Annotated in this window: 21 protein-coding genes and 1 riboswitch; of the genes, 13 read left to right on the top strand and 8 right to left on the bottom strand. The window is 66.7% G+C overall.

Annotation, left to right across the window (positions count from 1 at the left end; translation table 11 throughout):
* Positions 1-183 precede the first annotated feature (183 nt).
* A complete protein-coding gene (locus tag ACZK33_RS00900) occupies positions 184-3033 on the bottom strand; it encodes a M16 family metallopeptidase (protein ID WP_032130144.1) in 2850 nt (949 codons plus the stop codon).
* A gap of 415 nt (positions 3034-3448) precedes the next feature.
* Here ACZK33_RS00900 and ACZK33_RS00895 point away from each other — a divergent pair, with 415 nt between their 5' ends.
* Both ACZK33_RS00895 and ACZK33_RS00890 read left to right on the top strand, forming a co-directional pair.
* Positions 3449-3925: an XAC0231 family protein gene (locus ACZK33_RS00895; protein WP_032130143.1), complete on the top strand. Its 477-nt coding sequence runs from the start codon at positions 3449-3451 to the stop codon at positions 3923-3925.
* A 69-nt stretch (positions 3926-3994) separates the two neighbouring features.
* On the top strand, positions 3995-4474 hold the full coding sequence (locus tag ACZK33_RS00890) for a tRNA (cytidine(34)-2'-O)-methyltransferase (RefSeq protein ID WP_005407625.1): 480 nt from the start codon (positions 3995-3997) through the stop codon (positions 4472-4474).
* 316 nt (positions 4475-4790) lie between these two features.
* On the opposite strand, the gene ACZK33_RS00885 is transcribed toward ACZK33_RS00890, so the two are convergent.
* A complete protein-coding gene (locus ACZK33_RS00885) occupies positions 4791-5954 on the bottom strand; it encodes an acyl-CoA dehydrogenase family protein (protein ID WP_423175049.1) in 1164 nt (387 codons plus the stop codon).
* Between the two features lie 315 nt (positions 5955-6269).
* Here ACZK33_RS00885 and ACZK33_RS00880 point away from each other — a divergent pair, with 315 nt between their 5' ends.
* Positions 6270-7946, top strand: coding sequence for an electron transfer flavoprotein-ubiquinone oxidoreductase (locus ACZK33_RS00880; protein ID WP_049461849.1), 1677 nt, complete (start codon positions 6270-6272; stop codon positions 7944-7946).
* 65 nt (positions 7947-8011) lie between these two features.
* A complete protein-coding gene (locus ACZK33_RS00875) occupies positions 8012-8413 on the top strand; it encodes a c-type cytochrome (RefSeq protein ID WP_049421100.1) in 402 nt (133 codons plus the stop codon).
* On the opposite strand, the gene ACZK33_RS00870 is transcribed toward ACZK33_RS00875, so the two are convergent.
* A complete protein-coding gene (locus ACZK33_RS00870) occupies positions 8407-12006 on the bottom strand; it encodes an ATP-binding protein (RefSeq protein WP_423175050.1) in 3600 nt (1199 codons plus the stop codon). The genes ACZK33_RS00875 and ACZK33_RS00870 overlap by 7 nt on opposite strands.
* 75 nt (positions 12007-12081) lie before the next feature.
* On the opposite strand from ACZK33_RS00870, the gene ACZK33_RS00865 reads away from it, so the two are divergent.
* From ACZK33_RS00865 to pnuC, 7 genes are all read left to right on the top strand, one after another.
* Positions 12082-12720, top strand: coding sequence for a response regulator (locus ACZK33_RS00865; RefSeq protein ID WP_049421098.1), 639 nt, complete (start codon positions 12082-12084; stop codon positions 12718-12720).
* A gap of 378 nt (positions 12721-13098) precedes the next feature.
* Entirely contained in the window at positions 13099-13869 is a 771-nt protein-coding gene (locus ACZK33_RS00860) for a hypothetical protein (protein WP_423175051.1), read from the top strand.
* 111 nt (positions 13870-13980) lie between these two features.
* Positions 13981-15972 (top strand): peptidoglycan-binding domain-containing protein, encoded by a 1992-nt coding sequence (locus tag ACZK33_RS00855; protein ID WP_423175052.1) that lies wholly within the window; start codon positions 13981-13983, stop codon positions 15970-15972.
* A 246-nt stretch (positions 15973-16218) separates the two neighbouring features.
* Positions 16219-16626: a glycine zipper 2TM domain-containing protein gene (locus ACZK33_RS00850; RefSeq protein ID WP_121505030.1), complete on the top strand. Its 408-nt coding sequence runs from the start codon at positions 16219-16221 to the stop codon at positions 16624-16626.
* Positions 16627-16751: 125 nt separating this feature from the next.
* Positions 16752-17876, top strand: a complete 1125-nt coding sequence (locus tag ACZK33_RS00845) for a phosphotransferase enzyme family protein (RefSeq protein ID WP_423175053.1) — start codon at positions 16752-16754, stop codon at positions 17874-17876.
* Positions 17877-17919: 43 nt separating this feature from the next.
* Positions 17920-18015: riboswitch (TPP riboswitch) on the top strand.
* A 71-nt stretch (positions 18016-18086) separates the two neighbouring features.
* A complete protein-coding gene (locus ACZK33_RS00840; RefSeq protein WP_423175054.1) occupies positions 18087-20276 on the top strand; it encodes a TonB-dependent receptor in 2190 nt (729 codons plus the stop codon).
* A gap of 8 nt (positions 20277-20284) precedes the next feature.
* A complete protein-coding gene (gene pnuC, locus ACZK33_RS00835; protein WP_012509709.1) occupies positions 20285-20854 on the top strand; it encodes a nicotinamide riboside transporter PnuC in 570 nt (189 codons plus the stop codon).
* A gap of 767 nt (positions 20855-21621) precedes the next feature.
* On the opposite strand, the gene ACZK33_RS00830 is transcribed toward pnuC, so the two are convergent.
* The 5 genes from ACZK33_RS00830 to ACZK33_RS00810 all read right to left on the bottom strand — a co-directional run bounded on the left by ACZK33_RS00830 (position 21622) and on the right by ACZK33_RS00810 (position 25124).
* Positions 21622-22038, bottom strand: coding sequence for a hypothetical protein (locus ACZK33_RS00830; RefSeq protein ID WP_423175055.1), 417 nt, complete (start codon positions 22036-22038; stop codon positions 21622-21624).
* Positions 22039-22122: 84 nt separating this feature from the next.
* Positions 22123-23097, bottom strand: a complete 975-nt coding sequence (locus ACZK33_RS00825) for a Dyp-type peroxidase (RefSeq protein WP_132808759.1) — start codon at positions 23095-23097, stop codon at positions 22123-22125.
* 123 nt (positions 23098-23220) lie between these two features.
* On the bottom strand, positions 23221-23589 hold the full coding sequence (locus tag ACZK33_RS00820; RefSeq protein ID WP_049423115.1) for a VOC family protein: 369 nt from the start codon (positions 23587-23589) through the stop codon (positions 23221-23223).
* A gap of 68 nt (positions 23590-23657) precedes the next feature.
* Positions 23658-24425, bottom strand: a complete 768-nt coding sequence (locus tag ACZK33_RS00815) for a helix-turn-helix transcriptional regulator (RefSeq protein WP_423175056.1) — start codon at positions 24423-24425, stop codon at positions 23658-23660.
* Positions 24426-24548: 123 nt separating this feature from the next.
* On the bottom strand, positions 24549-25124 hold the full coding sequence (locus tag ACZK33_RS00810; RefSeq protein ID WP_043034956.1) for an OmpO family porin: 576 nt from the start codon (positions 25122-25124) through the stop codon (positions 24549-24551).
* A 206-nt stretch (positions 25125-25330) separates the two neighbouring features.
* On the opposite strand from ACZK33_RS00810, the gene ACZK33_RS00805 reads away from it, so the two are divergent.
* Together ACZK33_RS00805 and ACZK33_RS00800 are read left to right on the top strand one after the other, a co-directional pair.
* Positions 25331-26281 (top strand): DUF2268 domain-containing putative Zn-dependent protease, encoded by a 951-nt coding sequence (locus tag ACZK33_RS00805; protein ID WP_423175057.1) that lies wholly within the window; start codon positions 25331-25333, stop codon positions 26279-26281.
* Positions 26282-26493: 212 nt separating this feature from the next.
* Positions 26494-26766: a hypothetical protein gene (locus ACZK33_RS00800; protein ID WP_012509703.1), complete on the top strand. Its 273-nt coding sequence runs from the start codon at positions 26494-26496 to the stop codon at positions 26764-26766.
* Positions 26767-26778: the final 12 nt, after the last annotated feature.

Genomic DNA, 26778 nt, shown 5'->3' with positions numbered 1-26778 from the left:
GCCTGAACAGCCTGAATCGAGGGTAGCCGGTGGGTGGGGTCAGATCCCCCGCAGGGGGTCCTTGACCCCGCCTTCGGGTCACGGAGTTGCCGGCCAGCGGCCGGCACTACCAGAGCAAGGTTGCCGGCCAGCGGCCGGCACTACCCGGGGAGGCCTGCCCGCGGGGGCGGGCAGGCGCATCCCTTACTTCTTGACCGGATTGCCTTCGGCATCGATCACCGTCACCTCGCCCAGGTTCAGCGCGCGCACGGCCGCTTCGGTCTGCTTGAGGTCACCCACCACCACCCAGGTCAGCGCCTGCGGCTTGATCTCGGCGGCGGCCTGCTGCACCTGTGCCGGGGTCATCGCCTCGATCTCGGCCTTGCGGCGCAGCACGTAGTCATCCGGGCGCTTGAACTGCACGATCGAACCGATGGTCGACGCCACCGCGCTGGCGGTCTCATAGGCACCGGGCAGGCTCAGGGTCTGGATGTTGCGGATGCGGTTGACCTCGGCGGCGGTGGCCGGCTTGCTGCCGTCGGCGAACGCGGCGATTTCCTTGCGCATTTCCGCCATCGCCGGGCCGGTCTTGTCGATCTGCACCGGCGCGCTGGCCATCCACGGGCGCTGGCCCACCGAATTGATCGCGCTGCTGCGCGCACCGTACGACCAGTGCTTGTCCTCACGCAGGTTCATGTTCAGGCGCGAGGTGAAGTCGCCACCGATCACGCCGTTGGCGATATCGAAGCGGGTCGAGCTGGTGGCGCTGGACGGCGCGACCACCTGGCCGGCGAACAGGTTGGCCTGCACCGCGCCCGGCTGGTCGATCAGGAACACACGCGGGCCCTTCGGCAATGCGACGTCGGTCGCCGCCTTCACCTGCGGAGCATCGCCGGCAGCCTTCCAGTCGCCCAGCTGCTTGTCCAGCAGCGGCACGATTTCCGCCAGCGTGGTATCACCGACCACGATCAGGGTGCCGTTCTGCGGGCGCAGCCAGTCGTGGTGGAAATCAACCAGATCTTCGCGGGTCAGGCCGCTGATCGCCGCCTCATCGCCACTGCCGGTGAACGGAATGGCATACGGGTGGCCCTTGCCATACAGCAGTGGCGGCAGCACGCGCATCGCCACCGCACCCGGGTTGACCTTCTCCTGCTGGATGCCGGCGATCCAGGTCGCCTTGACCCGGTCGATCTCACCCTGCTCGAAGCGCGGCTCGCGCAGCAGGTCGCGGTACAGCGCCAGCGACGGTGCCAGGTTTTCCTTCAGTGCCGACAGGTCCACGCTCATCGAGTCTAGGCCGGCCGAGGCATCCAGGCTGGCGCCCAGCGCATCGGCAGCATCGGCGAAGGCCAGCGAGCCGAGCTTGCCGGCGCCTTCGGTCATCAGGCTCATGGTGAAGTTGGCGGTGCCCGGCTTGCGGCCCTGGTCGGCGCTGAAGCCGCCCGGGAACTGGTAGCTGAACTGCACCACCGGAATCTCATGGCGTTCGGCCAGGATCACCTGGGTGCCGTTCTTCAGCGTGGCGCGCTGCAGCGCCGGGAACTTCAGCTGCGGGAACTCGCGGGTCTGCGGTACGCCGGCCTTGCGGTCGACCTGCTCCGGCAGGGTGCTGTACTTGGGGTCCACCGCGGGAACGTTGAACGGCTTCGGCGCCTGGCTCGGGTCTTCCTTCAGCGCCACACGCTCACCCGGTGCGATCACCAGGGTGTGGCTGCCCTTGTCCAGCCACTGCGCGCCCAGCCGGCTCAGATCAGCGGCACTGGCCTTCTCGATGTTGGCCAGCGAGGTGCGGAAGCAGCCCGGGTCGCCGGTGAACACCGCGCACTCGGCCAGTGCGTCGGCCTTGCCGCCGAAGCCGCCGATGCGCTCGATGCCGCGGATGAAGCCGGCGCGGGCACCGGTCTTGGCGCGCTCCAGCTCGGCCGCGGTGGGGCCCTGCTTGATCAGGCGGTCCAGTTCCTCGTCGATGATCTTCTCGACCTTGGCCGGGTCCTGGCCCTGCTTGACCGTCGCCATGATCACGAAGTTCGAACCCAGCTGCGAGGTCGAAAGGCCCGAGGCGATGCTGTCCACCAGTTTGTCCTGGTGCTGCAGGCGCTGGCTCAGGCGCGAGGACTTGGCACCGCCCAGAACCTGCGCGAACAGCTGCAGCTGATCGACATCGGTGGTGCCGACCTGCGGCACGTTCCAGGCGCGGTAGATGCGCGCCTGCGGCACCTTGTCGGTCATCGTCTCGCGCGTGTCGGCGTTGCGCTTGGCCACGTTCACTGCCGGCTGCGCCATGGTCGGGCCAGCCGGGATGCTGCCGAAGTACTTGCCGACCTTTTCCTTGGCAGTGGCCAGGTCGATGTCGCCGGCCAGCACCAGCACCGCATTGTTCGGGCCGTACCAGGTGCGGAACCAGGTCTTCACGTCATCCAGCGACGCCGCGTTCAGATCGTTCATCGAACCGATCACGCCGTGGTGATACGGGTGGCCTACCGGGTACAGCGCCTTGTTGAGCTGGTCCCAGGCCTGACCGTAGGGCTGGTTCTCCCCCTGGCGCTTCTCGTTCTGCACCACGCCACGCTGCTCGTCCAGCGCCGCCTGGTCGATCGCACCGACCAGATGGCCCATGCGGTCCGACTCCATCCACAGCGCCATGTCCAGCGCGGTGGTGGGCACGTTCTCGAAGTAGTTGGTGCGGTCGGTATTGGTGGTGCCGTTCTGGTTGGTGGCACCGACCTGCTTGAACGGTTCGAAGAATTCGCCGTCGTGGTTTTCGCTGCCCTGGAACATCAGGTGTTCGAACAGGTGCGCGAAGCCGGTACGGCCGGCCGGTTCGTCCTTGCTGCCCACGTGGTACCAGACATTGACGGCGACGATCGGCGCCTTGCGATCGGTATGCACGATCACGCGCAGGCCGTTGGGCAGGGTGAACTGCTCATACGGGATATCGACCTTGGCCGGTGCGGCCGGCTTGGCCGCCAGCGCATGGGAAGGCACAAGCGTGCCCAGGGCGGTGCTGAGGGCGACGGCCAGCAGTGCAGCGCGCGGGCGAAGGGCGAGAGACATATCCGGATCCTTGGTCACATAGGTGAACCCCGATCCTAGCCTGCGCACGCAGCGGCAGGAATCGGCCAGCAGTCACTGGGGGTGTTTGCCCCTGTGCCCCATCCGCAGCGCCGATCTGCGCTGCCTGACCGGTCACAAGCGCCCGCCAGGACCGTCCGGACAGTGTCCGCAGCACATCGAATGGACAGGTGTCCGCCTACCGGACACTTCTCGACCAAACAAAAACTCTTGCAAATCAACAACTAAAAGTTGGCACGGGGATTGCTTGGTACTTCCTGCGCCAGGAAGGGCTTCAGATGAAAGCTGACTGAAGACTGAACAAATGCAGGAAACCGAAAATTTTCCTTGCAAGCCCAGAATTGGTGTACTACCTTACTACCACACCACTGATCACCAACACTAAACAGGCCCCGTCATGAACGCCAAGACCATTGCCATCGCCATCGCCCTGATCGCCGGCACCGCGGTTGTTTCGTCGGTGCAGGCCTCCGAATCCATCCAGACCCTGGCCACCGTGCAGGTCCGCCCGGCCGCCGACCAGCTGGCCCAGCAGGCCTGGGAACAGGCCAGCGGCATCCCGACCCTGGCCACCGTGGAAGTGCGCCCGAGCGCAGACCAGCTGGCCGAGCGCAATGGCTACGTTGCCGCCCCGGTTGCTGCCGCGATGCCGATCACCACCCTGGCCTCGGTGGAAGTGCGCCCGAGCCTGGAACAGCGCGTCGCCCTGGCCGCCGAAATGGAAGCCCAGCGCTACGCCGCCACCCTGGCTGCTGCCGCCACCAACGTCGCCAACTCGGTCATCGTCAACCTGCCGGCCCTGCAGGTGCGCCCGAGCGCCGCCGACCTGCAGGCCCTGGCCACCGAAACCGCCCAGGTCCTGCTGCGCCCGTAAGCGGTGCCGCCCTGCCCAGCGCAGGGCGTGCGCCGTAAAGGCGGCGGTCGTCGCAGGTACACTGCGCCGATGAATGCCGCGCCCCAGTTCCATGTGATCCTGTTCCAACCGGAAATCCCGCCCAACACGGGCAATGTGATCCGGCTCTGCGCCAACACCGGCGCGCAGCTGCACCTGGTCGAGCCGCTCGGCTTCGCACTGGAAGACAAGCAGCTCAAGCGCGCCGGCCTGGACTACCACGAATACTCGCGCCTGCAGGTGCACCCCGACCTGGACACCGCGCTGGCGCGGATCGCACCGAAGCGCTTGTTTGCCCTGAGTACGCGTGCCAGCGTGCGCTACGACAGCGTGGCCTTTGAAGATGGTGATGCGTTCCTGTTCGGCCCGGAAAGCCGCGGCCTGCCGCAGGACGTGCTCGATGCCTTGCCCGATGGCCGCCGCCTGCGCCTGCCGATGCGGCCGGACAACCGCAGCCTCAATCTTTCCAACACTGTTGCGGTGGTGATGTACGAAGCGTGGCGGCAGCACGGGTTTGCGGGCGGCGCGTAAACCGCCTCAGGTGAGTGTGGACCTGCTTCTGGTGGGTGCGGACCCTGGTCCGCACCGATGCCTGGTCGCGCGCTGAAGGAATGTGCCAACCAAGGTTGGCACCTACCAAAGGCAGGTCCAGGCCGCCGCCGAGAACCTCTGATGGCTGTGGATCGCTTCTGGAGGGTGCGGACCTTGGTCCGCACCGATGCCCGGTCGTGCGCTGAAGGAATGTGCCAACCAGGGTTGGCACCTACCAAAGCACATCCCAGGTCGTAGTGGCAGGTGCCATGTGCAGTAGATCCACGCCATGCGTGGATGGTGTTCCCCGCACCGCTCAGAACGCGCTGATGCCGGTCAGTTCGCGGCCGATCACCAGCTGGTGCACGGTCTCGGTGCCTTCATAGGTGATCACCGATTCCAGGTTCAGCGCATGCCGGATCGCTACATGCTCGGTGGTGATGCCGGCGCCGCCCAGCAGATCGCGACACTCGCGGGCGATGTCGATGGCCATGCGGCAGTTGTTCCACTTGGCCAGGCTGACCTGCTGCGGCTGCAGCTGGCCAGCTTCCTTCAGGCGGCCCAGCTGCAGCGCCAGCAGCTGCGCGGTGGTGATGCGGCGGGCCATTTCGGCCAGCTTGATCTGCGCGCTCTGCGTGGCCGCCAGCGGGCGACCGAACAGCACGCGTTCCTTGGCATAGCCCAGCGCTTCATCCAGGCAGGCAATGGCAGCGCCGATCGGGCCCCAGCTGATGCCGTAGCGGGCCTGGGTCAGGCAACCCAGCGGGCCCTTGAGGCCCTTCACGTTCGGCAGGCGGTGGCTGTCGGGCACGCGCACGTCGTCGAAGAACAACGCGCCGGTCAGCGACGCGCGCAGGCTCATCTTGTGCTTGATCTCCTGCGTGGTGAAGCCGGCCATGCCCTTTTCCAGCACGAAGCCCTGGATGCCGTCCTCGGTCTGCGCCCAGACGATGGCCAGATCGGCCACCGGGCCGCTGGTGATCCACATCTTGCTGCCGCTGATGCGCCAGTCGCTGCCATCGCGCACCGCGCGGGTCTTCATGCTGGCCGGATCGGAACCGCCGTGTGCCTCGGTCAGGCCGAAGCAGCCGATCAGCTCACCGCGCGCCATCGCCGGCAACCACTGCTGGCGTTGCTCCTCGCTGCCGTAGGCATAGATCGGGTACATGCACAGCGAGCTCTGCACCGAGACGAAGCTGCGCAGGCCCGAATCGCCGCGCTCCAGCTCCTGGCAGATCAGGCCATAGCTGACCGCACCGAGGTCGCCGCCGCCGTATTCGGCCGGCAGGGTGGCACCGAGCAGGCCCAGCGCGGCGATCTCCGGCACCAGCTCTGAAGGGAAGCGGGCCTGGTCGAAGGCATCGCCGATGATCGGCAGCACGCGCTCGTTGGTGAAGCGGGCGACGCTCTCCTGCACCGCGCGCTCTTCCTCGCTGAGCAGGGAACGGACATCGAACAGATCGTACGGATGCAAAGCCATGGCACTCACGCGCAGTCAGGACCCGGCCATTGTCGGTCATCCGCAAGCATCGCGTCTGGTAGGTGTGGACCTTGGTCCACACGGAAGCGGGTCCGGGCGGTGAAACAATGTGCCAACCAAGGTTGGCACCTACCCGGCCACGTGCATTACGCTGCACCGCAGCAATCATGACGTGAACATCGTCGATCTAGCTCGATCACGCGCGGCCCGGTACCCTGACACATTCAAACAACCGTTTCGCTCGTGGCTGCACGCGCGATTCCCAGGCACCGCCGGTGGCCCCGATGCCGGCCCTACCCACGAGTCATGCAATCGATGAGCGCTGAAGCCAACGCCCTGCCCCCGCGTGAAGTAATGGAGTTCGACGTGGTGATCGTCGGCGCCGGCCCCGCCGGCCTGGCCACCGCGATCCGCCTGCGCCAGCGCGCGATCGAAGCCGGCCGCGACCTGTCGGTGTGCGTGCTGGAGAAGGGCTCCGAACCGGGCGCGCACGTCCTGTCCGGCGCCGTGATGGATCCGCGCGCACTGACCGAACTGTTCCCGGACTGGGCCGAGCGCGGCGCACCGCTGAAGCAGAAGGTCACCCGCGACGAATTCCTGTTCCTCAGCGAAACCGGCGCACGCAGCACGCCCAATGCGCTGCTGCCGGAGTGCTTCCACAACGAAGGCAACTACATCATCAGCCTGGGTGAAGTGACCCGCTGGCTGGCGCAGCAGGCCGAAGCGCTGGAAGTGGCGATCTTCCCCGGCTTCGCCGCAGCCGAGGTGCTGTACGGCGACAATGGTGAAGTGATCGGCGTGGCCACCGGCGACATGGGCATCGAGAAGGACGGCAGCATCGGCCCGGCGTTCGAACGCGGCATGGCGCTGCAGGCCAAGTACACGATCTTCGCCGAAGGCGCACGCGGCCACCTCGGCCGCCAGCTGATCGCGCGCTACAAGCTCGATGAAGGCAAGGACCCGCAGGCCTACGGCATCGGCATCAAGGAACTGTGGCAGATCGACCCGGCCAAGCATGAGCCGGGCCTGGTGGTGCACGCCGCCGGTTGGCCGCTGGACAGCGACACCTATGGCGGCGCGTTTCTGTACCACGCCGACGGTGGCAAGGTCGCCATCGGCTACGTGGTCGGCCTGGACTACAGGAACCCGTGGCTGAGCCCGTTCGAAGAGTTCCAGCGCTTCAAGACCCATCCGTCCATCCGCAAGCACCTGGAGGGTGGCACCCGCATCGGTTACGGCGCGCGTGCGATCACCGCCGGTGGCCTGCTGTCGCTGCCCAAGACCGTGTTCCCCGGTGGCGCGCTGGTCGGCTGCGAGGCCGGCTACCTCAACGCCAGCCGCATCAAGGGCAGCCATGCCGCGATCAAGACCGGCATGCTGTGCGCCGATGCCGCGTTCGACGCGCTGGCCGCCGACCGCCAGCACGATGAACTGAGCGCCTACCCGAAGGCGTTCGAAGCCAGCTGGCTGTTCACCGAACTGCAGCAGGCCAAGAACTTCAAGCAGTGGTTCAAGAAGGGCCAGACCGTGGCCACGCTGATGACCGGCGTGGAGCAGTGGCTGCTGCCAAAGCTGGGCGTGCGCAATCCGCCGTGGACCCTGCACCGCACGCAGCCGGATCACGTCTGCCTGGAGCCGGCGGCCAAGCACACCCGCATCGCCTACCCGAAGCCGGATGGCGTGCTGACCTTCGACCGTCTCAGCTCGGTGTTCCTCAGCAGCACCAACCACGACGAGAACCAGCCCAGCCACCTGACGCTGAAGGACCCCAGCATTCCGGTGAAGGTGAACCTGGCCGAGTACGCCGGCCCGGAAGCCCGCTACTGCCCGGCGGGTGTGTACGAGTTCGTCGGTGAAGCCGACAACGCGCGCCTGCAGATCAACGCGCAGAACTGCGTGCACTGCAAGACCTGCGACATCAAGGACCCGACCCAGAACATCGTCTGGGTGACCCCGCAGGGCGGTGGCGGCCCGAACTATTCGGGCATGTGATTGCTCCGGGCTGCGACCGCGTGTCGCAGCCCACCTGCCCCGCTGCGTCGCTATCCTGCCCGCCCATGCGTGCCTTCCGCCTGCTCATCACCATTGCTTTGGCCCTGGCGGCCACGGCCTGCCAGCGTCCGCCTGCGGCACCGGCCACGCCGGAACAGGCGCAGCAGCAGGCCATGCAGCGCGCGTTCGAGCTGTGCGCCGGCTGCCACACCGTGCAACCTGGTGGCATCCACCGCTTCGGACCCAATCTGCACGGCGTGATCGGCCGCCGCGCTGGCAGCCTGCCGGACTATGGCTATTCCGACGGCATGCGCCGCGCCGATATCACCTGGACCGCGCAGACCCTGGATGCGTTCCTGCAGTCGCCCACCCACGTGGTGCCCGGCACACGCATGTACAACGCCTTCCCCAGCGCCGAACGCCGCGCGCTGGTGATCGCCTACCTGCAGCAGCAGTCGGCTCAGTGAGCCAGGCGCTGCAGTTGTTGCTGCAGCCGTGCCACAAATTCCGCCACTGCCGCGAACAACGGCGCCACATCGGCTTCCGCCGCATCCTGCAGACGCTCCACCAACGCATTGGCCTGCCCGGCCAGCACTGTCGCTCCCACCGCGCCCAACCCACCGGCCTGACGATGCAGGTGCAGTGCGGCCGCCTCGCGATCTCCAGCCTGCAGCGCGCGCTGCACGGCGGCAAGATCGCCCTCGCTGGCCTGCAACAGGCTGTCGCGCAGCTGCTCGGCCACCGCACGTGAGCCGAAGCGCCGCTGCAGGCTGTCCAGATCGGGCAGCGTCCCACCATCGTCGGCAGCGGACCCGGCCTGCGGCTCCTCGAACGACTGTCCCTGCGCCTGCGGCAACCAGCGCAGCAGTGCGGTACGCAGCGTGGCCAGTGACAGCGGCTTGGCCAGCACTTCGTCCATGCCGGCCTCGCGGCAGCGCCGTGCATCGTCATCCAGCACGCTGGCGGTCAGCGCCAGCACGGTCAGCCGCGGCTGGCCGTTGCGGCCCTCGCGTTCGCGCAGCAGGCGGGTGAAACCGAAGCCATCGAGCACCGGCATCCGGCAGTCGGTGATCACCAGATCGAAACTCTCCGACGACAGCCGATCCAAGCCCTGCTGGCCGTCACCGACCATCACATGCGGCACCCCCAGCTGCTGCAGTCGCCAGGCCATCATCGCCTGGTTGGTCGGGTGGTCTTCGATCACCAGCACCCGCGCCTGGCGCAGCGCCGGCGGCAGCAGCGAGGCCTGTTCCTGCTCGGCGACCAGCGCTTCCACATCACCGCTGCCGGCTTCCACCAGCGACAGCCGCACCTCGGCGCGGGTCCCTTCGCCCAGCGTGCTGTGCAGCTCCAGCTCGCCGTCCATCATCTGCACCAGGCGCTGGCAGATGCTCAGGCCCAGGCCGGTACCCCCATGGTCGCGCTGGATGTAGGCACCGGCCTGGGTGAACGGCGCAAACAGGTGCTGCAACTGTTCCGGCGCGATGCCGATGCCGGTGTCGGTGACGCTCAGGCACAGCGGCTGGCTGCCGTCTTCGGCGGTCGGCCCCAGCACGTCCAGCTGCAGCCGCACTTCGCCGCGCACGGTGAACTTGATGGCGTTGCTGAGCAGGTTGAACACGATCTGGCGCAGGCGCACGCCATCCACTTCGTGCGCGGCCGCCAGCTGCGGGTCGATCTGCACGTGCAGGTCCAGCCCACGTGCACTGGCCTGCGCCGACAACAACCGGCACACGCTTTCCAGCAATGGCCGCAGCGGCTGCGGCACCGGTTCCAGGCGCAGCGCGCCGGCCTCAAGCCGCGAGTAGTCAAGAATATCGTCGAGGATCTGCCGCAGCATCTGCGCCGAATCCTCGATCACCCCGAGGATGCGCTGCTGCTCGGCATCCAGCGGCGAATGCGCCAGCACTTCCAGCATGCCCAGCACGCCACTCATCGGCGTTCGGATTTCATGGCTCATGGTCGCCAGGAAACGCGACTTCGCCTCCGCCGCCTGTTCGGCGTCAGCCTTGGCCGCAGTCAGGGCCTCGGCCTGTGCACGCGCCTCGCTGACATCCACCCAGTATCCACTCCAGGTGACCACGCCCGCTTCCGCCGCATAGGGATGGGCCTGGCTGCGCACCCAGCGCGCGCCGGTGCCTTCAGGTCGCAGCCGGAACTCGAGAACAAGCGGTGCGAACTGGCGCGCCGCCTGCTCGACCGCATGCAGGATGTGCTCGCGGTCGTCTTCCTCGATGCGCTCCAGCAGGCACATTGCATCCTGTTCGGCCTGCTGCCGGCTGATCCCGAACAACGCCTGCAGGTCACCGGCAATGAACGGGAAGCTGAGGGTTCCGTCTGCCGCGCGGCGAGCCTGATAGACCACGGCGGGCAGGTTGTCGGTGACTTCGGCCAGGCGCTGTTCCAGGTGACGCCGTCCGGCCACCTCGCGGCGCAGCCGCCAATGCCCGATGGCATGCACCAGCAGCGCGGTGAGCAGCACCAGCAGCAGCGGCACGCCCCAGCGCATCGCGCTGTTCCAGTCCAGGCCGTTGCGGTACTCGACGGCCAGCCAGTCCCCGCGCAGGGCCTCGCGCTTGCGCGGCGTCATCTGCAGCAGCAGGCGGTCGAAGGTGGTGGCCAGGGCGGCATGGCGGCGCTCAACCGCCAGCACCAGCTGATCGTTGAAACCTGCCGGTGCCGCCACCTGCAGGCGCCCCGGGAAGCGGTTGCGCAGCAGATGGTCAACCAGTGCCAGGTTGCCTACGTAGGCATCGGCATCGCCATTGATCAGGCGCTGCAGGGCCTGTTCCGCGCTGCGTGCCGCGATGATCCGCGCCTGCGGCGCCTGCTGCAGCACATAGCCACGCACACGTTCCGGATCGGACAGCAGCACCCGCTTGCCCTGCAGGTCGGACAGGCCCAGCAACGCCGGGCTGTCACTCCGGCTGACGATCACGTTCGGCACGCTGATGAAGGGCTGGCTGAACACCCAGTCCGGGCCCAGGTAGCGAGAATCGGCAGGAATGCCCATCACCGCCTGCAGCTCGCCGCGGCGCGCCTTCTCGCGCACCTCGTACCAGTCATGGCTGTTTTCCACCTGCAGGTTGGCGCCAGCCTGCAGCAGGCGCTGCAGGTATTCGCTGGCCAGGCCACTGGGTTTGCCATCCTGGTCCGCGAACGACAGCGGCGCCGCGTTCGGCGCGAAGCCGATCTTCAACGGCTGCTCCAATACCCGTTTCTCGGCCTGGCTCAACGCCAGCTGTGCCGATGCCGACCACTGCGGAGGTGGCAGCCAGCGCTGCACCAGCGCATCGCGCTGGGCCTGGCTGGTCGCAGCCAGTGCCAGGTCCAATGCTTCGGCCAACGGCTGCTTGCTGTTGGGAACACCGAAGTGCAGCCGTTCGGGCGGCAGATCGCTGGGACGCAGCAGCACGACCCCCTGCAGGTCCTCGCGTGCGATCAGTTCGGTGGCCACGTAGGCATTGCCGATGTAAACGTCGGCCTTGTCGTCTCTGACCATCTCCAGCGCCGCCAACGAGCTGTTTGCGACAAGCTGTCGTGCCCGGGGAAAGCGCGCCCGCACCTGCGGGCCGGTCAGGAAGTCCTGCTCGATCACCACCCGCAGTCCATCCAGGTCGGGGATATCGGAGGCACGCAGGTCATCCGGGCGTCCCACCAGGGCCAGCGGTGCCTCGCCATAGGCGGCGGTGTAGACCATGCAGCGGGTGCGGTCGGCACTGAGACCGACATTCATCACTACATCGATCTCGCCACGACATGCCGCATCCAGCACGGATGTCCAGTCGGGATAGCGTCGTGCCTCCACCTTCACGCCCAGCTGACGGGCGATAAGCGACAGATAATCCGGCCCCAGCCCGATCTGCCGACCATCACGGAGGGACTCGAACGGCGGCCAGCCGCTGTCATACTGGCCCACAACGATGCTTGGATGCGCGGCCAGGTACTCGCGCTGCAGGGGAGTGAGCGGCAGCAGTCCTGGCACGGCCTGTACCGGTGCGGCAGGCAGCACCAGCACGGCCAGCAGCAGGACCAGCCCGCGAACAGCCCAGCTACGCATCGGCGTCGATCTCCTAGAATCCTGCCAGGAACCGCGATGGTCGCGGTCCGGCGTGCCCGGTGGCCATACTAGAGCATGAGCTTGCGCATCATCATCGCAGACGACCACCCGGTGGTCCGTATCGGTACCCGTGCCGTTATCGAATCGAGCGGGGTGGGCCGCGTGGTCGGCGAAGCCGACAGCGCGCAGGCGCTGATGGCCCTGCTCGGCAGCCAACCCTGTGACCTGCTGGTCACCGACTACTCCATGCCGGGCAGTCCCCAGGCCGACGGCTTCGCCATGATCGGCATGATCCGCCGCCGTTATCCCGACCTGCCGGTGCTGATGCTCAGTGTCTCCAACAACCTGGCGATCCTGCGCATGGTGCTCGACAGCGGCGTGCTCGGCCTGGTCGACAAGAGTTCGTCGATGGACGAACTGCCACAGGCCATCCAGGCGGTCTACCGGGGCCAGCCCTACATCAGCCGCAGCCTGCGCGAGCGGGTCGAGGCCGCTGGCAGCTGGCGCATGCGCGAGGGCGACGGCAAGCCACTGTCGCCACGCGAGGTGGAGGTGCTGCGGCTGCTGGGCACCGGCATGACCGTGAAGGAAATCTCGCTGCAGCTGCACAAGAGCGTCAGCACCATCAGCCGGCAGAAGGGTGACGCCATGCTCAAACTGGGCCTCAAGGGCGACGCCGAGCTGTTCGATTACCTGCGCGACGGCAAGATCTGAGAGCCAGATCACACAAGAAGGGCAGCTGCCATCGCCCTCTTTGACCGGCCGCCGATCTGTGCCAAGATGGTCCGGCATGAGTTCTCAATGCGAGGTCGAAGGAATCGACCGGCTCATGTCCTCGCTCCCGTCCCTGGTGGACGTGGCGCGGTTTCCTGCCGGCCGTCTGGCCCGGCAACGCTGACCATGGAGAGGCGCATGCATCATCCCCCCAAGCTACGTTGGACCCTGCCGTTGCGGCCTCTGCGCGCATTCGCGGCGTGCCTGCTCGTCTCTCTTTCCGCTGCCGCCTGCAGCGCCGCCGATCCGGCCCCCTCGTCCTCCCAGCCCGGCGCCCCTGCGCAGGCTGCCAATGCGCCCCGACAGGATGTTGCCCCGATGCAGACCCCCACCCCCGATGCCGCCACCACCCCGCCCGACGCGCCGACCGTGATGTATTTCACCTACCAGGTGGACGGCGATGGCGCGACCTCCTATGAGGTCCAGAACGGCAGCGTGGCGACCTTCTGGTTCGGCCACACCTTCACTCTCGATGGCACCACGTACTACACGGGTTTCTCCTGGGATACCCGCGAGCACTACGGCAAGCCGGGCGAGCAGACGCCGGCCGGTCCGGATGACCGCGCCAACCTTGCCGAGGCCACCTTCGTGCTGGCCGGCACCGACGCCAGGAAGCCATGGAAGTTCCGTGGCCAGGAATGGACCATCGGCGCACTGGGCGCGTACGACAAGGCCGACGATGTCGATACCCGGCGCAAGCCGCTTGAACATCGCACGGCCGATGGTCGCCTGCTGCTGGCGGTGCCGACCAGCAGCTTCGACCGCGGCATCAGCAGCACCGGCTATGCGCTGCTGCTGTTCAACCCCAGGCGCAGCGAAGACGACGTGGACAGCAAGGTCTGGCGCTATGTCGGTTCAGTGCGCTCGGGTGAGGACAACAGCGCCGCCTGCGACGACGGCAACGTGATGCCCTGCACCGACAGCGATGGCGAACTGGCCTTCGCTGCCGACGGCAACGGCCTGCCGCGACTGACAGTGACCTTCAAGGGCACCACCATCGAAGGCCCCGGCAAGACCCGCGCACTGGGTGCCGGCGACGCCGTGCACTACACCTTCGACAGCGCGACCCAGCAGTACGTCGCGCCCTGATAGCACCCGCCACGCGCGGGTTCCCTGTTGACCGACATGTTCTTGACTCACGGATGAGTCCGGTTGGCGATTCGCGGCACGCGCCGCTCCATCAACCCCGAGGAAAACGTCATGGCACAGCATGACTACAGCAGAAAGGAAGTCCTGGACATCGTCGAGCAGGTCGCCAGGCAGAAGGGCATCCCTGTGGATGACTTCATGCGTTTCGCGCACATCGAGACCGGCGGCACCTTCAACGAGCGCGCCCACAACACCTCATCCGGCGCCAAGGGCCTGTTCCAGTTCGTGCCCGGCTCCGCGCGCCAGTACCACCTGACCGGCCACGAGTTCGACCCCACCCGCAACACCGAAGCGGCCGCGCAGATGTACCAGGACAACCTGGACTCGATGGCGCGCCGCAACGAGCGCACCGGCAACCCGTACCTGTCCGGGGGCAACACGCCCACCGGGCTGGACCTGTACCTGGCCCACCAGCAGGGCAGCGCCGGCTACGGCTCGGTGCAGACTGCCATTGCCACCGGCACCTTCGGTGTGGTCCGCAACAGCCACGGCGACGAGATCAACATGCGCCGCAACGTGCTGAACCAGATCGGCTCCGACGCGAAGGCGCTGACCGGCCACACCCTGGCCGAGATGCGCGGGATGAACGACGGCGACCTGGCGCGGACGTTCTCCAGCTATTACATCCACAAGTACGCAGCGATCAGCATTCCGGAAAAGAACATCGAACCGCAGGCGGTAGTGCAGGGCCAGGGCCAGACCCCGGCAGCACCTGCACAGGCCAGCGCAGCCGTGGCGGCGGGTGCAGCCACGCTGGCGGCAACCGCAACGGCAGCTGCCACACCGAAGCCAGGCATTGAACTGCAGGCCGCCTACGAGGCCGGCGTGAAGTACGACGACGTCAAGTACGCCATCAACATTCCGGGCCACGCGCTGTACGTACCGGGCAAGACCGGCAAGAACGTGGAGCAGGGTTACATCGACTGTTCCGGCTGGGTCGGCACGCTGCAGAACCGGACCATGGACGAGATCAACCAGAAGGCCGGGCACGCGGTGTTCAGCAAGGCTGATCGCATCGACCTGGGCAACCTCGGTTCCGGTGGCATCGTGCGCAAGGCGTTCGACCAGTCCGGTGTGCTGCTTGACCGCGACGCGATCCTGAAGCCCGATGCGCTGAAGGAAGGCATGATCATCGGCCTGGATACGGCCAGGACCCGCCATGAGCACTGGAACGGCATCGACCACATCGTGATGGTGGTGCGCGACCCCAACACCGACAAGCTGCTGATCAGCCAGTCCACCGGCAGCAAGGGCGTGCACACCATGCCGGTCGAGGACTACCTCAAGCAGGTGAAGGACCACCCGAACTGGAAGCTGTACGCCTCCGATCCGCTGTCCAAGGCGCGCGACCTGCTGGAAAACCGCACCCACTCGCACGAGCAGAGCCAGGGCAAGCCTGCGGCCGAGCACAAGGCCGCTGCCACGCCGCACGCCGAACTGTACAAGCAGGGCGCGCACAGCGAGGGCGTGCGCAAGGTGCAGGAGCAGCTGGGCCACCTGGGCTACGTCGGCGCCGACGGCAAGCCGCTGGTCGAAGATGGCCGCTTCGGCCGCAACACCGACACGGCAGTGCGCCAGCTGCAGAAGGACAACGGCCTGGTGGTCGATGGCATTGTCGGGGCGAAGACCCTGGAGGCAATCAAGGACGCACGCGAACGGCCGTTGCTGAACGACGAGCGGCACCCGGGCAATCCGTTGTTCATCCAGGCCAGCAAGGGTCTGGAACTGCTGCCGGCCGGGACCTTCAAGGACCGCCACACGCTGGAAAGCGCTGCTGCGGCTTTGACCAAGGAGGCGCATGCCGCCGGCCTGCAGCGCATCGACTCGGTGGTGCCCAGCCCGAACGGTGAGCGCCTGTTCGCCGTGCAGGGCACCATCGGCGACCCGGCCGCCAGCCGCGTGGCGGTGGAGACCCGTGCCGCCAGCGAGCAGAGCCTGGCGCTCAGCAGCGGTGCCGTGCAGGGCGCGCCGAACGTGCTGCATCAGCAGCAGGACGCCCAGCAGGAGCAGGCCCGGCAGGCCCAGAAGGCGATGGGCGTCTAGGCCCGCGGCGCCTTGGGAGAGAAGGGAGGGCCACGTCCGCGTGGCCTTTTCCCTTTCTGCCAGCTGAGCGGCCGAGGCCGCTTTCAGCCTTGCTTCATGCCGCCTGCCGCTAGATGAATGCGCAAGCCGCACGGTGGACCAGGCAATGTTCCGGCAATGTTGGAACGCCAGCGTGGACATCACGGCAGCCGGGGCGTCCCGCGCCCTCCCTGCCCAGCGTGGCATGCACCTCACAGGAGAACGAACATGCTCAGTACTTCCGCACTCAGCTTCCGTGGTCTGGCGATGGCCCTGGCACTGCTGGCCGGTGTCGCCGTGGTCAGCGATGCCAGCGCGATGTCGAGGAAGGACAAGCGCACCCTGGTCGGCGCCGTGGTCGGTGGCGTGGCCGGCAACCTGCTCTCCAACGGTGATCCCGCTGCCACGGTCGGCGGTGCCGTGGCCGGCGGCGCGATCGGCAACCTGACCACCTCCGACCGCCGCGACCGTCGTTACTACGACAATCGCCGTTACGACGACCGCTACGATCGCCGATACGACCGTGGCTACTACCGCAGCGGCTACTACGACCGCGGTGACGACCGTCGCTGGCAGCGCGAGCGCTACTACGACAACCGCTACTACCACGACCGCGGTCGCCATCGCGGCTGGTAAGCAGCGCGGCATCCCCCATGCCGATGCACGGACGGGCGGGTCGATGACCCGCCCGTTTGCGTTGGCCGCGTGCATGGCGTTGAATGCGCAGCCTTGGATGTGACTTTCCCCACTGGGGCTGCGGCATGACTTCTTCCTCCCACCGCGTGCAGGGCCTCAACAACGACGAGGTTGCTGCCGATTGGCCACCGATCAGCACCGCAGACCTCGCGTGGCTGCGCCAGCGCTTTCCGCAGCTGGATGCGGGCAGCCAGCCGCACTGGCACAGTCCTCGACCGTTGTCGGCCGCCGCCATCGTCAATGGCACGCGCGGACCGGTGTTCATCAAGCGCCACCACCACAGCGTTCGCAGCGCCGCCTGCCTGGAAGAAGAACACCACTTCATCGCCCATCTCGCTGCCGCCGGCGTACCGGTGGTGCAGGTGCTGGCGGCAACCGATGGCCACACCGCAGTAGAGCACGGCGAATGGACCTTCGAACTGCATGCCGTGGGCGTGGGCGAGGACCTGTACCGCGATGCCGTGTCGTGGTCGTTGCTGACCGATGTCGCGCAGGCCGGCGAAGCCGGCCGCATGCTGGCCCGGCTGCACCGTGCCGCCGCCAGCTATCACGCGCCACAGCGCAGTACCCATCTGCTGGTCGCGCGCGACGATCTGATCCGCGCCGACGATCCGATCGCGGCCATCAAGGCGGGGCTGCACAAGCGCCCCGGGCTGGCCCGCTATCTCGCGCGCATTCCCTGGGAAGCGCAGCTGCAGCGCGACGTGCTGCCGTGGCATGCCGGCCTGGCCGAGCGCCTGCGCGACGAGCCACGGCTGTGGGCGCACAACGACTGGCATGTCTCCAACCTGCTGTGGCGCGACGGGCAGGTCAGCACCGTGCTGGATTTCGGCCTGGCTTCGCCCACCAGCGCACTGTTCGACCTCGCCACCGCGATCGAGCGCAACGCAGTGGCGTGGCTGGAACTGGAGCGCGGCATGGAGGCGGTGCGCATCGACATCGCACTGGCGTTGCTCGACGGCTACCGCGAGGTGCTGCCGCTGTCGGCGGCACGCGTGCAGCTGCTGGCCGACCTGCTGCCGATGGTCCATTTCGACTTCGCACTGTCCGAAGTGGAGTACTTCGAAGGCATCACTGGCTCCACCGCAAACGCGGATGTGGCGTGGCAGCCCTTCATGCTGGGGCACCCGGTGTGGTTCCACAGCGCGCCGGGGCAGGCACTGCTGCAGGCGCTGCACGCGGCAGCCTGAAGGGCACCGGCTCGCAAATCCGTACCATTTGTAGTGAAATGGTCACCTGAAGCGGGGGTGCCTGGATCTGCCAGGCTGAGAGAGTCCCTTGGAACCTGATCCGGTTTGCACCGGCGTAGGGAGCTTTGAGCCGCAGCCACACCCCCCGTCATGGGCCGGTGCACCTGCGCGCCGTCGCTTCGTCTCCCTTGTTGTCCGAAGACGAACCGAATGAACCGCTGCCTGCGCCCCACCCTGCTCTCCCTCGCCCTCTGCGCCGCCTTGCCGCTGCATGCCAGCGAGGCCGACGCTGCCACCGATGCGGCTGCCACCGGCGCCGAGCGCTCGCCCACCGAACTGGCGGCAGTGCGCGTGCAGGCCGGCAAACCCAAGGCCGATACCTCACGCGTGAACGCCTTCGGTGGTGGGTCCTGGAAGGACACCCCGGCCTCGGTGAACGTGCTCGAGCGCGACTACCTCGACCGCCGCCAGGTGCGTTCGCTGTCCGAGCTGGCCAGCAACGATGCCTCGCTGGGTGATGCGTATGCGCCGGTGGGCTACTACCAGAACGTCGCCATCCGCGGCTTTGCGCTGGATGCCGCCACCGGCTACCGCTTCAACGGCCTGTCCATCGCCGGCGAACAGCGCCTGGCGCTGGAGAACGTGCAGTCGGTTGAGATCCTCAAGGGTGAAGCCGGCCTGGCCGCGGGTGTGATGGCGCCCGGCGGGATCATCAACTACATCGGCAAGCGCCCGGCCGAAGTGCGCACCGCCACGCTCGGTACCGACTCGGAAGGCTCGCGCTACGTCGCCGTCGATGTCGGCCACTGGATCACCCCGCGTTTCGGCCTGCGCCTGAATGCCGCATGGGATTCCAGCAATTCCTACGTCGAGCACGCCGATGGCCGTCGCAACTTCTACTCGCTGGCCGCCGACTGGCTGATTGGCGAACGCGGCAAGCTGGAAGTGGATGCCAACTACCAGACCAGCTCGCAGCGTTCGGTGTCCGGCTACCAGCTGCTGGGCGCGCGTGAGCTGCCGCACGGCGTGGATCGCGAATTCCTGCTCGGCTACCAGCCGTGGCAGCGCCCGGTGGATATCGCCAGCACCAACATCACCGCGTTGCACACCTACGACTTCAACGATGCCTGGCAGTCGCGCGTCTCGGTCGGCCACAGCCGCTCGGTGATCGATGACAACGTCGCCTTCGCCTACGGCTGCTACTACGCCACGCAATGCGCCGATGGCAGCGTGCCGGGCAACTACTTCGCGCCCAATGGCGACTACGACGTCTACGACTACCGCAGCCCGGACGACACCCGCCGCAACCAGCAGGCCCGTGCCGAGCTGCGTGGCCGCTTCGAGACCGGCAGCGTCGGCCACCAGCTGACCCTCGGTGCCGATTACTTCCGCCGCACGGTAGACAAGCGCCCGAGCGTCAACGAGTACGTCGGCACCAGCAACATCCACGACGCACAGGTGCCGGTGTTCGCGCCGTCGCCGAAGATGCCAGGGCCGTCCGCACGACGCCTGGACAGCCGCCAGACCGCATTCTTCGCGCTGGACCGGATGAGCTTCGGTGATGACTGGCAGTGGCTGGCCGGCGGCCGCTTCGTGCGCCTGGACGAGCGTGCCTACGACAAGCGTGGCACCCCGCAGCGGCACAGCCGCCTGTCGCGTTTCCTGCCGCAGACCGCCGTGGTGTGGAAGGCTACCGACCAGCTCAACGCCTATGCCAGCTACGTGCGCGGCATCTCGCTGGGCCAGGAAGCGCCGTTCTGGACCAGCAACGCCGATACCTTCCTGCCGTCGGTGCAGTCGCGGCAGCTGGAAGTGGGCGTGAAGTACGTGCCGGTCGAGGCGCTGACGCTGGGCGCAGCCGTGTTCCGCATTTCGCAGCCGTACCAGTACGCCAAGCCCGACAACAGCGAGGTCGGCTACAGCTTCGTCGAGGAAGGCACGCAGACCCACACCGGCCTGGAGTTGACCGCCAATGGCCAGCTGACCGATGCGCTGCAGATCGTGGCCAGCGCCAGCATGCTGCAGGCACGTGCGCGCGACACCGGCACGCCGGCCTATGAAGGCCATCAGCTGGTGAACGTGCCGAAGGTGCGCGCCAGCGTGCACGTGGCTTATGCGCTGCCGTTCGTGCAGGGCCTGGATGTGACCGGCGGCTGGCGCTATGCCGGTGCCAACGTTGCCCGCGCCGACGGTGGCGTGCGCGCACCGGACTACTCGGTGTTCGACGCTGGCCTGCGTTTCCAGCATCGCCTGCACGAGCGCGCGGTGACCTGGAACCTGTCGGTGGACAACGTGTTCAACCGCTTCTACTGGCGCGACACCGGCAGCAGCGGCGGTGACTACTACCTGTTCCCCGGCGCACCGCGACAGGCCCGCCTGTCGGTGACGTTCGCGCTGTGAGCGGCGTCATGCTCGAGTGGACCGCCGCGCTGTGCAGCATCCTCGGCGTCTGGCTGATGGCCAAGCGCCGGCTGGTGGCGTGGCCGGTCGGCCTGCTGTCGGTGACGCTGTACGGGCTGGTCTTCGCCGAGGCCAAGCTGTACTCGGACACCCTGCTGCAGGTCGCCTTCGGTGGCTTCCTGGTCTACGGCTGGCTCAACTGGCGGCAGCACGCCGCCGACGAGGGCAGCGTCCGCATCGTGCCACTGGCACGCGGCAAGCTGCTGCGCGACCTGGCCATCGGCCTGTGTGGTGGCGTAGCGCTGGGTGCGGCCATGCACACCTTCACCGATGCCGCGCTGCCGTGGCTGGACGCGATGCTGACCGCGCTGAGCCTGGTCGGCCAGTGGTGGCAGGCACGCCGCCACGTGGCCTGCTGGTGGGTGTGGATCGCGGTGGACGTGGTGTACGTGGGTGCGTACCTGTTCAAGTCGCTGCACGTGACCGCCGCGCTGTACGTGTTCTTCCTCGGCCTGGCCGTGTTCGGGCTGCGCGCATGGAGCGCGGCAGCCCGTGAACCACAGGTAGCAACGCAGTAGCGCCACGCCATGCGTGGCCGGGGCTTACCGGTAGTCGCCAACCTTGGTTGGCGCGCGTGCCGACCAAGGTCGGCATCTACCCAACACATCCACGCAGGGCGTGGATCTACTGCACCCGCAAGATCAGTAGCGCCACGCCATGCGTGGCTTGGGCTACCGGTAGTCGCCAACCTTGGTTGGCGCACGCCTGCCGACCAAGGTCGGCATCTACCCAACACATCCACGCAGGGCGTGGATCTACTGCACCCGCAAGATCAGTAGCGCCACGCCATGCGTGGCTGGGGTTTACCGGTAGTCGCCAACCTTGGTTGGCGCACACCTGCCGACCAAGGTCGGCATCTACCCGGCGCATCCACGCATGGCCTGAATCTACTGCACCCGCAAGATCAGTAGAGCCACGCCATGCGTGGCTGGGGGCCTACCGGTAGTCGCCAACCTTGGTTGGCGCACACCTGCCGACCAAGGTCGGCATCTACCCAACACATCCACGCAGGGCCTGAATCTACTGCACCCGCAAGATCAGTAGAGCCACGCCATGCGTGGCTTGGGCTTACCGGTAGTCGCCAACCTTGGTTGGCGCACGCCTGCCGACCAAGGTCGGCATCTACCCGGCGCATCCACGCATGGCCTGAATCTACTGCACCCGCAAGATCAGTAGAGCCACGCCATGCGTGGCTGGGGGCCTACCGGTAGTCGCCAACCTTGGTTGGCGTGCGCGTGCCGACCAAGGTCGGCATCTACCAGACGCATCCACGCATGGCGTGGATCTACTGGGTAAGCAGCAGGCCCAGCCGCAGCGGCTGGCGCATATCTGCCGGTGGCGCGGCCTGCAACGGCGCGGACTGCAGGGTCGCGCGCAGGTCGGCGTCGACCTGGGCGTCGCCCAGGCTGTCGAATTCGAGTTTCGAAATGCGGCCATCCGCCGCGATCCACACGCTCACCGGCAACGGCGTCGGTGCATCCGGGTGTGCCTGCAGCCATTCCAGCACGCGCTGCGCCTGCGGATCCTGTTCCTGCTGCAGACGCTGCTGCAGCTGGCCGCCCACGGCGGCGGCATAGGCCATCCAGTGTGCAGGGGCTTCCTGCGCGGACACCCCGGCGCTCCCCAATGCCAGCGCACCGAACAATGCAGCCAGCGGCCGCCACCAGCGGCGTGCGCCGGTTGTGTTCCTTGCCATCGCCATCGCCCGCTCCTGCGCTCTCATCCAACGGCTGATGGTCGGCGCGGTAGATGACAGGCAGATGGCGGTCGGCACTCCCCGGCGCGATCAATCGCCCAGGTCGGCCAGCACCTTGCGCGAGGGCGCGAAGAAGGTCACGCCGGTGGTGGCGGTGGAGAAGTCGAGAATGCGGTCATGCAGCGGCGCGGGATTGCCGATGAACATGCGCTCAAGCATCTTTTCGATCACCCACAGGCGGCGCGTGTAGCCGATGAAGTAAGTGCCGTACTCGCCACGCCCCGGATTGGCGAAGGGCATGTTGTCACGCAGGATCTCGTGCTCGCCGTCGGCATCCTCGATGGTGCACAGCGTCTTGTGCGATTTCTGCGCATCGGCCGGTGCATCGTCCAGCTCGATGTTGTCGTGCTTGGTGCGGCCGATGATCGCTTCCTGTGCCTCGGTCTTCTGCGCACGCCAGGCATCGAGGTTGTGCAGGTACTTCTGCACCACCACGTAGCTGCCACCGGCATGCGCCGGGTCTTCATCGCCCACGATGGTGGCTTCCGGCAGCGACAGCCCTTCCGGGTTGGCGGTGCCATCGACGAAGTCGAGCAGGTCGCGGCCGTCGAAGTAGCGGAAGCCGGCCACGTCATCGACCGTTTCCACCGCATCACCGAACGCCATCAGCAGGTTGCGCTCGAACGCGACAATCAGGTCCATGGTGCGCGCACGGATGTGGTACAGCAGGTCGCCCGGCGTGGACACCGCGGTGTGAGTCGCGCCCTTGATCTCGCGGAACGGCTTCAGTTCACGCGGCGGCGTGGTGCCCACCAACGGCTGCCACACGCGGTGACCAATGGCCACATTGCAGGTGAAGGTGCGCTCGATTTCACGGATGGCAGTGTTCTTGATCAGGTCATCGGTGCTGGCCAGCACCTCGCGTGCCTTGGCGATCGACGCCTCGTCATCCTTCACTTTCAGCACCAGGAACGCCGCCGAATGGGTGAGCGGCGCGGTGATCTGCTGCGGCTCGTTGTCGAGCGTGTGGTTGAGGGCGGTGATCGGTGCGGGCTGGGAGTTCACGGCGGTTCCTGCTGGCTTGAGGCGGGCGCATCGCGTGTGGCGATGTGCGGGCGATCATAGCGGAACCGCCTGACCGGGGACGGAGCGGTTCTCGTTCCGTACACCGGCGAAGGTACGAAGACCTCAATCCATATCACTCCAGACCGCCAGCTCGTAGCCATCCAGATCGCGGAAGTGGAAGCGGCGGCCACCGGGGAAGGCGAATACCGCCTGCACCACCTCGCCACCGGCGGCAATCACGCGCTGCTGGGCGTCGGCAAGGTCCGCGCAGTAGAGAATCACCAGTGGGCCGCCCTGCGCACGTACCGGTGTGTCGGACACGAAGCCGCCTTTCAGGCGGCCGTCGTCGAACTCGGTGTAGGCCGGGCCGTAGTCCGTGAATTTCCAGCCGAATACCTCGCCGTAGAAGCGCTTGCTGCGGGCGATGTCGGCGACGTTGAATTCGATGTTGTCGATGCGGCGCTCGGCATCGCGGGGTGCGGCGTGGCTCATGGCGTGACTCCTGGGTGGGAGCCCCAGCTTCGGTCAGCGCGGCACGGCGGTCTTGAAGAAAACGGCCATCATCGGCCCCATTCCAGGCGCAGCTGCCGTGCGGTCATGCTGGCAAGCTCGCGCGCCTCGCGGCTGAGGTGGGCCTGGTCGGCATAGCCGGCATCAGCGGCCAGCATCGCCAACGAGTGCTGCGGCAGCGCGCGGCTATGGCGAAGAAAGCGCTGCAGGCGCAGGATGCGCTCCAGCGTCTTGGCGCCATAGCCGAACTGCGACTGGCTGAAACGGCGCAGGCTGCGCGGGCTCAGGTTCAAGCCTGCCGCAAGCTCGTCCAGCGTAGCTTGGCCACGGCCAAGCGCGTGGAACAACACATGAGCCCGTTGCGCCTGCACGTCGAGGGCCGCCGCGCCCATGTGCTGTTGCAGGCACTGCGCCATCCGCTGCAATCGTTGAGCCGGCGCGGTATCGCCAATGGAAGCAGCGGCTGCTGTGGCCCATCCGCCCTTCAGATCGGCCAACGGCACCGCCTGTCCAATGATGCCGGCCAGTGGCAGTCCCAGCGCGGCCAATGCCTGGCCAGGTCGGAAGCGTGCCCCCAGTACCTGTGCACCGGGTGCCAGTGCCGGATGTGCAGCCACCCGATCCGGGCCGACCACGAACAGCGCGCCGTCGCGCCAGAGGATATCCACGCAGCCATCGGGCAATACGGTGATGTGCCCATCGGCATCGGCAGGGAGCTGGCTCTGCCACAGCTGGCCGAACTGGCCACGCAGCGGCGCAGGCGCCAGATGCTCCTGGTAGGCCATGCCAGTACCTGCGAGGGAGGAAGGGTCGCCCATGCCGCATTGTGGCGCCACAGGGCCCATAAAAGTGAAGCCCGGCGCGAGGCCGGGCTTCGGTTGGCGTGTGGGAGAGAGAGAGAGTCACACGCCAGCACAACACGCACTAACGACAGGCGTTTGTTACCAGGTGAAGCGCGGGCCCACGAACCACTCGCGGTCGCCGGCCTTGGCCAGCTTCACTTCGCCACTCAGGCCCCAGTTCTGGTTGAACTTGGCGGTGGCGCCGACGCGGCCGTAGAACTCGCCGTCCGGGTTGATGCCGTGCTTCTTGCTGAAATCTTCGTAGCCGGCCATCACGTAGCCTTCCACGTACGGGTTGAACGCGGTGCGCACGCCCACTTCGGTGGAGTAGCCGTTGAAGTCCAGGCCGCGCTTCTCGTCGTACTTCTGGTACGCAACACGGGCCACCAGGTCGGTGTTCGGTGCGATGCCGTAGTTGTAGCCGACACCCAGGCGCCACTGGTCGACGTCATTCTTGAACTTGTCGGTTTCCTGGGCGCTGTAGTCGCCAAAGACGTGGAAGTTCGGGTGCACCGCAACGGAACCCTTCACCTTCCAGCCATCGGCGTCGCCGCCCTTGGCATCGGTGTTCACGTAGCCGCCTTCAACGTAGTTGTACGACAGGCCATCGGTTGCCGATGCAGCGAACGGCAGAGCAGCCAGAAGACCCAGGGCAAGCAGCGAATTCTTGTTCATCGGGACACACCTTTAATTATTTTGGTTTCGTCGACCGCCTCCCGGGAGGGGGAGAGAGAGGAGGCGGTCGACAGGTGTGAATTATCCGTTAGGGGGTCTAATCAACCCTGAATATTGAACTGACTGGTGTATAAATAAGGCTGGCGTTCAGGGAACTCCGCATGGCATTGCTGCCGGCTTCTTACGCGCATCACGCTCGATGCTTGATGCGGGCACTGATCCTGATCGCCTCGCCGATCGCGCTGCTGCAGGCACAGGCGGCTGAGCGTGTCGGTCCTGCCGGGCACATCGTCGTACAGACAGACGATGTCACGCGCTTCTTCAAGGTGCTGGACGCCAACCATGGGCGCCCAAGCGCCGATGATCTGCAGCACGGCTATCTGGATGCGGGTACGGATGCCCTGCGCAGCTTCACCGACAGCCGTATCGGCTCGATGGAGCGGCTGGCCAGGGCCATCCAGGACAAGCCGGCATTGTTTGCGAAAGCGAGTACCTGCGCGGCCGCATTGCCATCGATCCGCACGCGCGTCGCCGCTGCCGTCGATCAGCTCGGCGCCCTGTTGCCATCTGCGCGCTTTCCTCCGGTCACCGTACTGGTGGGCCGCGGCAACAGTGGTGGCGTTACCACCGAAGCAGGTGTGGTCATCGGACTGGAAGCGCTGTGCAATGCCGACTGGATGCAGGCCGATGCAAGCGACCGCTTCGTGCACCTGATCGCCCATGAGTACGTGCACGTGCAACAGCCCGGCGCGCGCGTTGATGTCGAGCAGCCCACCCTGCTCTATCAGACGCTGCTGGAAGGCGGCGCCGAATACGTGGCCGAACGGATCTCCGGGCAACCAGCCAACGCGCATCTGCAGCGTTGGACGCAGGGTCGCGAGTGTGCGCTGGAGCGCGCGTTCCTGCAGGACAGCATGGGTACCGATCTTTCGAGGTGGCTGTACAACGGCCCCGGCGACGATACGCGCCGCGGAGATCTCGGCTACTGGATCGGCTACCGCATCGCCCATGCCTATGTTGCGCGCGCGCCCGACACGCCCAACGCCATCGCCGAACTGCTGGATGTCCAGCCTGGAAACGCTGCAGCGCTGCTGGAAGCAAGTGGATGGCAGCCTGCGTGCGGAGCAGGCGAAAGCACACAGACGCACATGCCGTGATGCCGGCTTCATGCAGGTGAATGGGTGATATTGAACAGGCACAAGGCGATACGCCGGTGCAGATCAGCTCGCTTGATCCCGCTTGTTAAGGTTCGTTGATTTACAGGCCTTCACAGCCCATCCACGTACTCAAATTCCAGCTGAAAGCGCTCGGTAGCGCTGGGAACAAACGCCGCTATATTCCAGCTTCCCCAGACGAAGGAGGGAGTGGAATGAAACTGACCTCGCAACACATGAAGATGGCCCGTGCACTCAGCGTGGCGCTCATCGCCACCGTGAGCCTTGGCGCTTGCGCCTCTTACAAGAACGAGTTTGCAACGATCAACTCGCGTCTCGATCAGCTCGATGTAAAGGTGCAGGGCGCCGCCCAGAGTGCCGAGTCCGCCAACCAGTCGGCGCAGCAGGCCAACCAGCGTCTGGACCAGATCGAAGGTCGCGTGCAGCAGCTTGAAAGGGCACCAGCGGGCCGCAAGCCGCGCGGCTGATCGCTCCCTCAC

The sequence above is a fragment of the Stenotrophomonas sp. 86156_Sma genome, from assembly GCF_056481625.1.
This window is presented reverse-complemented; position numbering and strand designations above follow the sequence as displayed.